Consider the following 13,414-nt stretch of genomic DNA (forward strand, 5'->3'; position numbering starts at 1 on the left):
GTCACATCAAACTGATGGCATTTGCTTCTGTGCCAGCCAGGCAGGACAAGGCAAGATGGCGACATACATCAACAAGGAGTAATAAATGCACAAAACCACACTCGCCCTGACACTGGCTGTTTGCGCTGGCTGTGTCCATTTCCCGGCAACGGCAGCAAGTTTTCTGATTGAGCATGTGCGTGTATTTGACGGTCAAAAAATCCTGACAGATAAGAATGTCTTCATCGTCGATGGCAAAATCCAGGATAGTAATTTCACTGGCAAGCCAGCTTCAGATACCACCATCATCAGCGGCAAAGGCCGCACACTGCTGCCAGGTCTGATTGACGCCCATGTGCATGCATACCAGGACCAGGAGCTACCGCTGCTATACGGTGTGACCACGCAAATCGATATGTTCAGCAATGTCACGCTGGTAAAGGCCATCAATGAAAAAATGCGTAAGGGTGAAAACCGGGACCGTGCCGACATCATTTCTGCAGGCATACTGGCAACCGCTCCTGGTGGTCACGGTACCGAATATGGCATGACCATACCCACGCTGACCAAACCGGAAGAAGCTCAAGCCTGGGTAGATGCCCGCATTGCTGAAGGTTCTCACTTCATCAAGATTGTGATTGAGCATGGCAGTGACAAGCGTCCTTTCAATAGCCTGGATACAGCCACCGTCAAAGCCCTGGTCAAAGCTGCGCACTTGCGCAACAAGCTGGCGGTAGTGCACATAGGTACGCTGAAAGAAGCACAGGATGCGCTGGCTGCCGGCGCAGATGGTCTGGTGCACCTGTTTAACGACAGGCAAATCAGCGACCAGGACATGCGCGACCTGGTCAAGAGTGCGAAAAGCAGACATGCTTTCGTCATCCCCACTTTTGCGGTACTGGAAAGCATGGCAGGCATGAAAGAACAGGATGTATTGTCAGACAAGCGCATGACCAGCTTGCTCAGCAAATCACAAATGCAAGCACTGAATACGCCTTATGGTCCCAAGCCAGATGTCGATTTACTTAAAGTACCCAAAATGATGACGACAGCCATGCATGCTGCTGGCGTCCCCATACTGACTGGCACGGATGCAGGCAATTCCGGCACCCAATATGGTATCAGCCTGCATCATGAACTTGTTGCTTTGGTTGACGCTGGCATGAGCCCTACTGCAGCATTGGCAGCCGCGACGTCAGTCCCTGCAAATGCCTTCAGGTTGAAAGACCGGGGTCGCATCGCCAATGGCTACAAGGCAGATCTCTTGCTGGTCGAAGGCGAGCCAGACAAGGACATCAACAGTACACGCAATATCGTCGAGGTATGGAAGGACGGTGAACGGGTGACTGCCCAACGTGAGCAGAAACGACAGGAAGTCGCAAAACAAAATGCGCAAAAAAATCTGCTGGTGGAAATACCGGCAGATGGCAGAATCAGCCTGTTCAGCAAAGACAAACTGGCCAGTCCTTTTGGCTTTGGCTGGCATCCATCCACCGATGCACCCATGGGTGGCAAATCCAGCGTGACGATCAAACTGCTTGAACCGACGAAGGATGCGGATACTCCGGCAAACGCAGTATCGATCTCAGGCAGCATCAATGCCGGCTTCGCGTATCCTTGGGCAGGCCTGGCTTTCTTACCCGGTAATGCACCGATGGAAGCCGCCAATCTGAGTGCTGCTGACACACTTAAATTCCGCGTCAAAGGTGATGGCAAAGACTACAGCGTCGCGATCAGCGTACAGGGTAGTTACATCCCTGTGTCAGTCCGCTTCAAAACCACGGCAGAATGGCAGGAAGTCTCTATCCCTTTTTCCAGGTTCAAGGGCATGGACCCCAGCATCATCAGTATTCTCGCATTCAATGCCGGGCCACAAACCGGAGAATTTCAATTTGAAATTGCAGATATCCGCCTTTTAAAGGAATAATGCTGCATTCTTAAGCAAGCACTCAGGGCAAAGCCGTGACCACATCATTCTTATCAAGACTCTCTTTCCCCTGGGTGCCAGCGCGCTATGGCAAAGCGCCTTACTTTTGGCTGCTCTCTTTTGCCATTTTTGGCTGGAAGTATTTGTACGTAACACCCACCAGCAAAGAATTAGTTTATCTGGCATTGAGCTTGCTGGTGTTCCTGCCTTTTTACTTTTATAGCTTCTGGTATTCCGACTGGCGTATTTATGCCTGCATAGTATTGATTTGCAGCTTTGGCATTATCTGGGCACCTTACAATTATGGTGGTTCCACTTTTTGCATATTTGCCGCCACCATGTGTTCGCGCCTGCCAGATACACGCAGGGCCTATGTGACATTAGGTGTTATCGGCATCGTGATTGTCGTCGCCAGTGCACTGATGCGACTGGAGTCTTATTTCTGGATACCGGCGCTTATCTTCAGCATACCCAGCGGTGTCGGTGCCATCATCGGCGAACGCTTAGCACGCAGCAATGAAACCCTACTCAAGAAACAGGAAGAAGTTGAATATCTGGCGGCCCTGGCTGAACGCGAACGTATCGCCAGAGACTTGCACGACTTGCTTGGTCATACTCTGTCAGTGATTACTCTGAAAGCCGAATTGGCAGGCAAGCTGCTGGATAGAAATCCAGAGGCATGTAAAAAAGAAATCAATGATATAGAACACACGGCAAGGCAAGCGCTGGCAGAAGTGCGCGCAGCCGTCATTGGTTATCGTGCCACTGGCCTGGGGTATGAGTTGCAATCGGCGAAAAAAACATTGGATGCTGCACAAGTAACTTTAATCTGTGAGATTGAGCAATTCACTATCCCATCTGCGCATGAAAATGTTCTGGCGCTGGCAGTGCGTGAAGCCATCACGAATATCATACGGCATGCCCAGGCCAGCCAATGTCATATCATGCTTTACCGGCAAGATACTCATGTCGTACTAAAAATCAGCGACAATGGCGTCGCCGGGAAAACGGATGTTGTACGCAAAGGCAGCGGTTTGAAAGGCATGAGTGAACGGGTACAAGCCCTGGGAGGTAACTTGCAGGTCAATACGTCGTCAACTTCTACAGGATTACATCTGGAATTATCTTTGCCCATGAAAGAAGAAACATGATACGCATCATCATCGCCGAAGATCAGGCCCTGGTATCTGGTGCGCTGGCCGCCTTGCTAGGACTGGAGGACGATCTGCAAGTCATCGCCCTGGCAAAAAATGGCCAGGAAGCTTTGGCACTATGTGAAAAAGAACAGCCAGACATACTCGTCACCGATATAGAAATGCCCATCATGTCAGGGCTGGAACTGGCGGCAGCCATAGCAGAAAAAAAACTGGCCAGCAAAGTCATCGTCCTGACCACCTTTGCCCGCAGCGGCTACCTGCGCCGTGCCATGGCCAGTGGCGTACGTGGTTATATGCTCAAGGATGCGCCAGCCGACACGCTGGCGGCAGCCATACGCACAGTCCATGGCGGTGGCCGCGCCATTGCGCCAGAGCTGGCAATGGAAAGCTGGGGTGGCGAACAAGACCCGCTGAGCGAACGCGAACGTCAGGTACTGCGCCTTGCAGGCACAGGGTCCAGCAGTACAGAAATTGCCAAACTCATGCATCTGTCTGAAGGTACCGTGCGCAATTACCTGTCAGAAGCGATCAGCAAACTGCATGCAAAAAATCGCGTAGATGCATACCGTCTGGCGCGCGATCAGGGTTGGCTGTAAACGAAGGGGGCGAGCAAGGAGAATGCAGTTTTCACGTTGGCCCGAAGTCAATTTCGTAGCAATATGCAAACCTCTTGTCATTTACATTCGTATTCCATGTTAATTGCACGCGATATCCGCTAAGAGGCAGCACCAGCCTTGTCCTGCGATACTCAGATTAACAACTCAGGTTAACAAAAATCCTAGTCAAAAAAACATTTGCATATGTTTTTCAACCCGGCTCCGTCTCTATTCACCTACATAGAAAAGGCTGTCAGGATCGCGCTGTTTTAACCATTGTGAACTCTGTTATTTTCATCAAAAAATGAGCTACCATGAATTAAAAGCAGATACCAAAAAAAATACGCTTTTAATGTAAGAACAGCAAAACAACCAAGTGAATAAAAATATACAAAAATCACGAGGCGATACTTTCAAGGCATTTCCTCCCATATTATCCCTGTCGACGTTTCTCGGACTCGCGCTGCTGGCACTTGGGCTGATCGTCATGAGTGGCTGGTTGTTGCAAGTCCGGCCCATGGTAGAAATACGTCTCGGTTTTGTGGCAATGGTATTCAATACCGCACTCTGCTTTGCGCTGGCTGGCCTGGCTTTGGCGCTCCCTGGATTATTACAAAAACAGCTCAAGCTCATACAGCCCTGTGTCGGCATCCTGCTTTTCAGTTTATGTGGACTGGTTTTAATCGAGCATCTTTTCGATATCAATCTGCACATAGACTGGGGTTTTTTGCACACCTGGCTACACGATGGAAATATTCGCCCTGGGCGAATGGCGCCAAATACAGCACTTGGCTTCATGTTCACTGGCATCGGTTTATGTTTACTAAATCGTATTGATAGCAAAGCAAAAGAGCTCTGTTTTCAGATTTTGATTTTTCTTGTACTGGCAATCGGCCTGACCGGATTAATTGGATACCTGCTATCCCCTGACCAATTGTTTGGCTGGGCACGTTCAGCCCGCATGGCAATCCATACTGCAATAGGCATGATAGCCACAGGGGTCGCACTATGGACCAACTGGCATCATACCAATAGCCGTCATATGCAGCGCTTTTTTCAACTCGATGAAAAAATCAGTTTTATGAGTGCGGCGATTTTATGCGTTGCGACCCTGACAGCGGGCCTGACTGGTTTCGTGTTTCAGCAAGCAATACTGGAAGATTCTTTGCGCGAAAAACTCCAGTTCAAACTGGATAATCAACGCAATTTAATCCGCACGGAATTGACACAGGCATTGAGCAGCAATGACCGCATCGCCAACAATACGCATTTGCTGGCCCCGGCGTATAAGCTGGCTCTTGAACCGGAGAATAAAGCTGCCCTTGCAGAAATCCAGTCAGAATTACTCAGCATGAGAAATCTTGGCGTGCGCAGTGCATCCATCATCACTCTTGACGGCAAAGTACTCTTGCACCTGGGTGCGAAAAATACCTCTGCCAGTACCAGGCTACTCCTGGCGAATGCCGACGATCTGACTTCGGAACTGGAATGGGATACCGAACTGACGCTGCATACAAACACAGCTTTAAGAAAAGACAATATCTCCTTCGCACGCCTGCACCTCAATCAACGCCTGCCACTCATACAAGCCCAGCTATTTGACTTGAACGGGCTTGGTACTACTGGTGAAATAGCATTTTGCGCAGGTACTGGCAACACCCTTACCTGTCTGCCGACAGCACGGCAAAGCAAGAGCTATACAATCAGCAAAATCAATATTGCGGGCCAGCCCCTGCCCATGAGTTTCGCCATTGATGGCAAAGCGGGTCTGGTCGCTACCCTGGACTATAAGGGCCATAATGTCATGGCTGCCTTTGCCCCTCTACAAAAAAACCTGGGACTGGTGGTCAAGCAAGACACGACTGAGTTATATGCTGCCATACGTGCACAATTAAAATCCGTGGTGCCAGCATTGCTGTTCATACTGGCAATGGGTGTGCTATTAATGCGTTCACAGATCAAGCCATTGACCAAACGCCTGACAGATTCTGAGAATCATGCAAAAGAGCAGCAATTGGAAATGAGTACGGTTTTCAGCAGTGTTGGCGAAGGTATCATGACCATCAACGACAAAGGTAATATTGAATCATTCAACAACGCCGCTGCCATGATTTTCGGTTACCAGCCAGATGAAGTGATAGGGCAAAGCCTGCAGATCCTGATGCCAGTCGACATGCGGCAACGCCATCAACAAGGCATGCAACATTATCTGCAAACCGGAGAAAGCAAGGTTATAGGCCGCCCCAAAATTGAATTGCCCGGGCTGCGCAAGGATGGCACACAATTCACGCTGGAATTGACGGTCAGTGAAATCCAGTTTGATACGCGCAGGATTTTTGCTGGCGTAGTCAGGGACATTACCGAGCGCAAGCAATTCGAGGAAAAATTGATTTTCCTGGCACAGTATGACGTGTTGACCGGCCTGCCCAATCGCGCCCTGTTCATGGATAGATTATCAGGTGCAATGCTGCGTGCCAGCCGGACACGCAGTGCACTGGCAGTGATGTTTCTTGATCTGGATGGCTTCAAGAGCATCAACGACACGATGGGTCATCATGCAGGTGATGAGTTACTGAAAGAGTTTGGCAATCGTTTGTGTCTGGCAGTACGCAAAACCGACTCCGTCGCTCGTCTTGCCGGCGATGAATTCACCATCATCCTGGAAGGCTTGAACAATCCTGAACGCGACACGCGCGAAGTAGCAGAAAAAATCATCAAATCCATGCAAGACCGTTTTTCACTGGGTGAGCATCAAATCAGTATTACCACCAGCATAGGTCTTGCTATCCATGAAAATGGGAATGAAGAATCAGATCTGGACGACTTGCTGCGCCGTGCTGACGATGCCATGTACCGGGCCAAGCACAGTGGAAAAAATCGCTGGAGTATCTAAGCTTGTTCTAGCACCTCCTTAATCACGACTATAGACTGTTAATTACCATGCTTAGCCTCTGCACATTCAAGGGTCAAGGCTTGCTCTATGCCTGTGGGTTCAGGGTCTATAATACTGAAATACTGACCCTTAAAAGAATCTCGTTATGAGAAAATCCTTGCTCTTTCTCGCACTTTGTCTTCCCTTGTTTTGCCATGCATCACAGGTAGCGATTGAAACCAGGGCAGACAAACTGCGCGATGCTGCCATGAGTGCATTTGAAAAGAATCGCAATCAGAAGAAGGCATTGCAACTCAATGCAGCCGCACTCAAACTGACTCGTCATTTACCAGAAACCAGTTGGCGCACCATAGAAAATTATGATGATGCCGGTTTGTATTATTACGAGAGCAGCAAATGGAAGGCATCTGCCCGGCACCAGGCCATTGCAGTCTTGCTGGCTTGTGGCATGGAAGAAAGCAAGACCATGTTCCCCGTGTATGTAAAGCGTTTGGGTTTTGCTTTTTCCAGATATCGCCCTGGTGAAGACTTTGCACCCATCGCTGCCAATCCGCTGCTGCTCCTCAAAGATATCCCACTGAATCTGCGCGCCAATGCCGACTTGAGAAGACGCTATTTCAAGACTATAAAATTAAAACCAACTCCCCAGACTCCGGCTGCAGCTTATCTTTATAAAATAAAGCCCAATGCACTACCCGCTACCTGTTATATCCAGCCAGATCAAGCCGAGGAGCAAGCAGTCAAGAGTGAATAAGGCCACCTAGTTAAACCCCAAAAAGCAAACAGGCTACAATAGCGATAATTTCTTTCGCAATAAGAGCTAGCGTCAATTGCAAGATTCTTCTTTACCACATGCCAGTCTTGCCCCACATCCCTTGTTGGCGGATGTCTGCATGCATTTTCTGGTCAAGGACGTGCCATCGTGCTGGTACACCGTGCCAGCCAGCCCACTACCGATGTTGATCGTCGTTTTGAGTGGTGCGATGGAAATGGAAGATGGGCAGGCCCTGTTCCGCTTCGCCATCGTCGGCCCCAACAGGCATCGTTCGCGAGGCAAGGCCCAGCCTGGCTCACGCTTCATGTCAACGACTTTTCGCCCTGGGAAACTCAGCAATATACTAGGTTACCCTGTAGACGAATTTAGCGACGCCGTTATCAATCTGGCCGATGTGTTGCCACTGTCCCACTACACGGAAGTGAATGAAAAACTGGATGCCGCCTGCGGCACTGCAGCCCAATTGGATGTAGTACAAAGCATGTTGTTACGCTTGCGCTTGCTTGAAAAACCTCGCATTGCTCCGCTGGTCATTCCCTATCACTGGATCAATAAACCAGCACAGGAATTGGCTGACAGCCTGGGTTTAGGTGCACGCCAATTTGAGAGGCGCTTTCTGGCCAGCTTTGGCCTCAGTTTGCGCAGTTACAAACAGCATTTACGCTACGGCGCATCCCTGATGCAAGTCATGCTGGGTAGACTACCAGCGAAGACCTGGGCAGAATGCGCTATGAGTTTTGGCTATGCCGACCAGGCACACATGAACCACGACTTTGTCCGGTTTACCGGCCATACACCAGCCCAGCTCATGCGTGGGATTGCAGCACAAGATCCTGCACTTTGGGCATTCAGCTTTAATGAAGCTGAATTGGGGAAATTGTTTATTCCCTCTGACGAAATCAATGTCGTTTCGGTACAAGACCATATCATCGCCTGAATGCATAATCGGGGCATCTCAAAGAAGGAGCCCCATCCATGGAAGAGCAAACAGGTTTGTTTCAGGATTCATACATCCTCACCAACGTCAATGATTTGATGAACAAGGTGCAGAGCAACAGCATGTGGTATCTGTCGTTTGGCCTTGCCTGTTGTGCAGTAGAAATGATGCAGGCCGCCAGTGCCCGTTATGACATGGACCGTTTCGGTTTCATGCCACGCGCCAGCCCGCGTCACGCTGACCTGATGATAGTTGCTGGCACACTCACCAATAAAATGGCACCGGCCTTGCGCAAAGTCTATGACCAGATGGCAGAGCCACGTTATGTGATATCCATGGGTTCTTGCGCCAATGGCGGTGGCTATTACCACTACTCTTATTCCGTCGTGCGTGGCTGCGACCGTATCGTACCGGTCGATATCTATATCCCAGGTTGCCCGCCGACTGCCGAAGCCCTGATTTATGGCCTGCTACAGTTACAGAACAAAATCAAGCGCAGCAACAGCTTTGCACGCTAGCAAAGCACTGCACATATCCATGCTTATTCATCAGGGTATGTGCTGCAACAAATGCCTTATTCCGTCTGCCAGAGGTGAAAGCCTGGCTGGCGAATTCCCGTTGACGCCATAAACCGCGGCCATAAACCAGCAAAACTAGCACTTGGCGACATTAGTGCAGCCAGCTATCTTATCTACATTAGCATGTGGTTTTTGCAGCAAGTAAATGATGCGCCTGCAAAATCCCACTTACCCGTGCTCGTTTCGCGGGCCAGGCATCCGTATTGAAATGATAGATAGAAAGACGCATGATGAAAAAATTGATGTTGGCTACACTTACCTTGATCGCTGCACTCACCGTCCAGTCCACTGCATACGCGCAAGCTGATGAAAGGTTTTATTTCCCGTCCAAAGTGATGGCAAAAGTCGAGGGCCTGAACTACGATAATTTGAGCTTTAAAGCAGGCGATGATGAAGTCACCGGCGTCTGGATCAAACCGCAGCAGGCAGCCAAGGCTACCATCATTTATTTTCACGGTGCAGGTGGCAATGTCTCGCATTACGTTAAATTCATACGACCTCTGGTAGAAGATGGTTTTCAGGTAGCCATGATCGATTTTCGCGGCTATGGACTGTCGACAGGTAAGCCTACCCATCTGAATATCGCCGCCGATGGTCAACTGGTGTTCGATCAATTGCTGCAAAAACCTGAGCTGAAGGGTAAAAAATTGATAGTCATCGGTGCATCTATGGGCAGCCAGATTGCAACGCATCTGAGCAAAAAAAATGCGGGCAAAATTGATGCGCTGGTGCTGGATGGTGGCTTGAGTTCATTCACAGATATCGCCGTTGCCAATGTTCCGAAAGAGATGCAAGAAGCTGTACGTGCGAGCCTGATCTCGCCTTATTCGGCCAGAGAAGATATCAAGGAGATAGGCAAGGCCAAACTGTTAGTAGTGCATTCTGCTGGTGACACATCCATCCCCATCAGCCAGGGAAAACTGGTGTATGCCAATGCCACCGCAGCAAAAACTTTCTGGGAATATGAAGGCGAACATCTGGAAGCGCCAACTAAATATCCAACAGTATGGGTAAGTAAAGTGAATGCCCTTTTGGCTGATTGAGAAAGGATGTATCGAAGATGAAGTCGCCGGTGAAATGCTGACAATTGCAGCTTCACCGGCGCACTTTATTCAGACCAATCGACACTGTACTAAATGGATGACAAATGCGCTTTCAATATCGATTGCAAAGTAGTCGTTGGTCTCCGTATAAGTTTGCTCAGCTGACCGCCTGCATCATACAAACCACCTTGCGCCGCGCCTGTATCTGACTGCGCCAGAATGTACGCAAAGCCTTCTGGCAAACCAAACGACACCAGCAGGTCTTTATATTCAGTCTCAGTGTGATTCACATAGTCAACTGGCTTACCCGACAGTTCTGACAAGGTAGCGGCTAATTCACTGAGGGTAAATGCCTGGTCACCAGCCAGCTCATAAACTTTACCGGCCTGCTCATTACCAGTCAGCACAGCCGCTGCTGCTGCCGCGAAATCAACGCGGGAAGCTGCCGAGAATTTACCATCACCAGCCGCACCAAATACCTTGCCGGTTTGCAGCGCTGTACCCACTGCAGAAAAATAGTTTTCTATATACCAGGCATTACGCAGGAAAACGAAAGGCAGGCCACTACCGCGTATCAATTGTTCTGTCTCTATATGTTCTTTGGCCAGCACCAGCGGTGAGCTATCTGCATGCAAGATGCTGGTGTAGGCAATTAATTCCGCTCCCGCATTTTTTGCAGCCAGGATCACATTCTTGTGCTGCTCCAGCCTTTGCCCGACTTCGCTGGAAGACACCAGCAAAAGCTTTTTCACACCCTGCAAGGCAGCACCCCATGTCTCAGGCTTGCTATAATCACCCTGGCGAATTTGCACACCAACAACGCGCAAATCTTCTGCTTTGCTGGTATTCCTTACGATGGCGACAACCTGATTGGCCGGAACTGCGTCCAACAAAGCCCGTATCACCAACCGTCCCAATTGCCCACTTGCACCTGTAACTGCGATCATTTTTACTTCTCCTGTTAGATCAAAATTCGTCAACATTCATCAATATCAATCAATTTTTAAGCGCAGAATCCCAGTGTTCATCTGCCTTGCCATCCACTATCCGCCAGGTATCAAACCAGGTGGTTGTGTATAAAAGCTGATCGGTGACCTTATCCCTGACTGGCAAGGGATACATGACCGTTACCAGGTCACCTTCGGCAATGACGGCAACTACAGGTTTTGTCATCTTCTCCGGTATAGGTCTGGCCTGGACCTTTCTTACCTCGACAAAATACCTGACCACGCCATTCAGGCCGGACGCCGCATTCGGGTTGTGCTGCAGGTAGCGCTTGGACAGGTACTTGTCTGCCAGTTCCCAGTGCCCGGCTTCCAGCAAGTCTTTCACGATGTGATAGACCACCTGCTTGTTGGCATGCAGCTTGGGATCGCTGCTACTGAACAGCGCATCAGGATTATTAACTGCGATGACCGGCTCCTGGGCGTAGCTGTTGGGCGACAAGGTAATCGACAATGTAGTTAGCGTAAATGCCACCATTGCTCCCAAAACCAGGCTTTTCTTGAAGCGATGTATCTGTTCTCGTATCTGTTTTCTCATGACAAAATCTCTCCTTTATTTCGACATGCTCGCAACAGAGGCCGAATCAAGGTCTATAATAGAGACTATGTCTAAAAATTGTAAGGAGGCAGTTTTTCGTGTCAAGGTTACCCAAAGTGAACCCATCTAAAGCAGTGGGAATGGCATCGGATTTTGATACTGCGATGTGCCCGGTCAGGAATGTGCTCGACCATATCAGCACCAAATGGACGCCGCTGATCTTGCTGACGCTGCAAGATGGCCCTCTGCGCTTTAGTCAATTGCATAAACAGGTGCCTGACATATCCAAGCGTATGCTCACGCAGTCTTTGCGTGATCTGGAGAGGGATGGTTTATTGAGCCGTAAAGTGTTCCCGACCAAACCACCCAGCGTGGAATATGAACTGACACCGCTCGGTGCCTCGGTCATGATACCTATGGGCGCGCTGGTGAATTGGGCGGAAAAGAATTTCGAGAAAATTAAATTATCGAGGCAGACTTTTGACCAGGATAATAGCTCTGCTTAAAGCCTGCATTCAATCAGCAGGATTTGTGGTCTTGTTTTTGTCTTATCTTGTACTTGATATCTAAGCCTTGTTGAGCTCACGCATGCTGTCGACAGCTTCGTCCGACAACCAGATCAGGGTATTCATATAGGTTTCAATGCGGTCGACCAATTCTGCCCTGGGACCATTTTTCCATGCACTGGAACTGTAGAAGGCATCTTGCTCTGCTTCCAAAGCGGCACGGCTGGCATAAGAACGTATCATGTAATACGTCGCTTCTTCATGGTCGGAGTGTCCATACGCTACGACATCCATATTCCTGCTTTTCAGCATGGGCACAGCAATTGTATGAACGGCGTGATGAAAGGCATCGGCAACGCCGGGTTTGAGGCGATAAGTACGGATTTCGACTAAGCGGGACATGTTTTACCTGTCAGGGTTCATAGAAGAACAGGCATGCTAGCATGCCCGTTGAAATTTCACATGCCATCAAACCAGCACAATGTTATTTACTGAAAGCGCTTCAGCGATGGCGCCTGTGTCTTCTGACGACCTTGGCTTTAATTTCTTCTTTATAGCCCAGCAACTTTCCAATATTCAAGGCATCCGTCCAGCGTGCTGATCCTGCTCTGGCATTCAGTAAAATCATGGTAGCTTTTTTACCGGCCAGTTTGACACGCATGATGAGGCAAGCACCCGCTTCATTGGTAAACCCGGTTTTCGACAACAGGATGTCCCAGCCCTTTTTACCGATCAGGCGATTGGTGTTATGAAATTCACGGCTGAGGCCATTCTTCAGGGTGACGCTGTCTTCACTGTCGGTCGTGATGTCGGCAATTTCTGGATAGCGTGATGCTGCTTGCGCCATCTTAACCAGGTCAGCTGCTGTCGAGGTATTTTCTGGCGACAAGCCAGTCGCTTCACGAATGACGGTATGTCCCATACCCAAAGCAAGCAATTTGGATTTAACGGCCACCATGAATGCGCCCTGACCGCCAGGGTAAGTGCGGGACAATGCAGCGGCGGCACGGTTGTCGGAAGACATCAGTGCCAGTTGCAAAGCTTCCCTGCGCGTCAGGCTTGAGCCTATTGGGACATGCGAGCGGCTGTGCTTGAGCTGGTCTTTATCCTCTTCTTCTATGGAGATTTTCTCATCCATATTGGCTTTGCTGTCGAGCAGTACCATAGCCGTCATGAGCTTGGTCAGTGAGGCAATGGGTACGACCACATCGGCATTTTTTTCCAGCAAAACCTGACCATTACGCTCATCAACAACAATGACGTTCTGAGAACTCAATTGCATGGCAGACAGGCTGCCACAGTACAACATCAGGACAACTAACAGCTTGGGCTTCAACATCTGGACACATCGATTCTGTCGCGGAATTAAACAAATAAGGCTGACGCAAAATTGCTAGCGTTATGCAATAACAGCAGATCGTAACAATCTTGTGTCAGCATTATAGAGAAAAACCAGCTTGCATACAGGCGTCAAATTTTTG

The 13,414-nt window shown here is 49.4% G+C and carries 13 protein-coding genes; 9 read left to right on the top strand and 4 right to left on the bottom strand.

What is annotated here, in order from left to right; translation table 11 throughout:
- The first annotated feature begins 85 nt into the window (after positions 1-85).
- The 8 genes from AC3WQT_RS25355 to AC3WQT_RS25390 all read left to right on the top strand — a co-directional run bounded on the left by AC3WQT_RS25355 (position 86) and on the right by AC3WQT_RS25390 (position 9,885).
- Complete coding sequence (locus tag AC3WQT_RS25355; protein ID WP_492708251.1) at positions 86-1,906, top strand: CIA30 family protein; 1,821 nt, start codon at positions 86-88, stop codon at positions 1,904-1,906.
- A 35-nt stretch (positions 1,907-1,941) separates the two neighbouring features.
- The gene (locus tag AC3WQT_RS25360) at positions 1,942-3,057 is read left to right on the top strand and encodes a sensor histidine kinase (RefSeq protein ID WP_492708252.1); all 1,116 of its coding nucleotides are present in this window, start codon (positions 1,942-1,944) and stop codon (positions 3,055-3,057) included.
- Entirely contained in the window at positions 3,054-3,659 is a 606-nt protein-coding gene (locus tag AC3WQT_RS25365) for a response regulator transcription factor (RefSeq protein ID WP_492708254.1), read from the top strand. Before AC3WQT_RS25360 ends, AC3WQT_RS25365 begins: the two co-directional genes overlap by 4 nt.
- A 376-nt stretch (positions 3,660-4,035) precedes the next feature.
- Complete coding sequence (locus AC3WQT_RS25370) at positions 4,036-6,552, top strand: diguanylate cyclase domain-containing protein (protein WP_492708256.1); 2,517 nt, start codon at positions 4,036-4,038, stop codon at positions 6,550-6,552.
- Positions 6,553-6,709: 157 nt separating this feature from the next.
- Positions 6,710-7,306: a hypothetical protein gene (locus AC3WQT_RS25375; RefSeq protein WP_492708258.1), complete on the top strand. Its 597-nt coding sequence runs from the start codon at positions 6,710-6,712 to the stop codon at positions 7,304-7,306.
- Between the two features lie 76 nt (positions 7,307-7,382).
- Entirely contained in the window at positions 7,383-8,264 is an 882-nt protein-coding gene (locus AC3WQT_RS25380; protein WP_492708260.1) for a helix-turn-helix domain-containing protein, read from the top strand.
- A 38-nt stretch (positions 8,265-8,302) separates the two neighbouring features.
- Entirely contained in the window at positions 8,303-8,782 is a 480-nt protein-coding gene (locus AC3WQT_RS25385) for a NuoB/complex I 20 kDa subunit family protein (protein ID WP_492708261.1), read from the top strand.
- 287 nt (positions 8,783-9,069) lie between these two features.
- Positions 9,070-9,885, top strand: coding sequence for an alpha/beta hydrolase (locus tag AC3WQT_RS25390; protein ID WP_492708263.1), 816 nt, complete (start codon positions 9,070-9,072; stop codon positions 9,883-9,885).
- 89 nt (positions 9,886-9,974) lie between these two features.
- On the opposite strand, the gene AC3WQT_RS25395 is transcribed toward AC3WQT_RS25390, so the two are convergent.
- On the bottom strand, positions 9,975-10,832 hold the full coding sequence (locus AC3WQT_RS25395; RefSeq protein ID WP_492708265.1) for an SDR family oxidoreductase: 858 nt from the start codon (positions 10,830-10,832) through the stop codon (positions 9,975-9,977).
- Between the two features lie 49 nt (positions 10,833-10,881).
- Entirely contained in the window at positions 10,882-11,427 is a 546-nt protein-coding gene (locus AC3WQT_RS25400) for a nuclear transport factor 2 family protein (RefSeq protein ID WP_492708267.1), read from the bottom strand.
- A gap of 140 nt (positions 11,428-11,567) precedes the next feature.
- Here AC3WQT_RS25400 and AC3WQT_RS25405 point away from each other — a divergent pair, with 140 nt between their 5' ends.
- Positions 11,568-11,933: a winged helix-turn-helix transcriptional regulator gene (locus AC3WQT_RS25405; protein ID WP_492708269.1), complete on the top strand. Its 366-nt coding sequence runs from the start codon at positions 11,568-11,570 to the stop codon at positions 11,931-11,933.
- A 60-nt stretch (positions 11,934-11,993) separates the two neighbouring features.
- On the opposite strand, the gene AC3WQT_RS25410 is transcribed toward AC3WQT_RS25405, so the two are convergent.
- Both AC3WQT_RS25410 and AC3WQT_RS25415 read right to left on the bottom strand, forming a co-directional pair.
- Positions 11,994-12,335 carry an NIPSNAP family protein gene (locus tag AC3WQT_RS25410; RefSeq protein WP_492708271.1) on the bottom strand — a complete coding sequence of 114 codons (342 nt, stop codon included), beginning with the start codon at positions 12,333-12,335 and terminating at the stop codon, positions 11,994-11,996.
- Between the two features lie 100 nt (positions 12,336-12,435).
- On the bottom strand, positions 12,436-13,272 hold the full coding sequence (locus tag AC3WQT_RS25415; RefSeq protein ID WP_492708273.1) for a serine hydrolase: 837 nt from the start codon (positions 13,270-13,272) through the stop codon (positions 12,436-12,438).
- Between the last annotated feature and the right edge of the window lie 142 nt (positions 13,273-13,414).

The sequence above is a fragment of the Undibacterium sp. FW305-107 genome, from assembly GCF_058788535.1.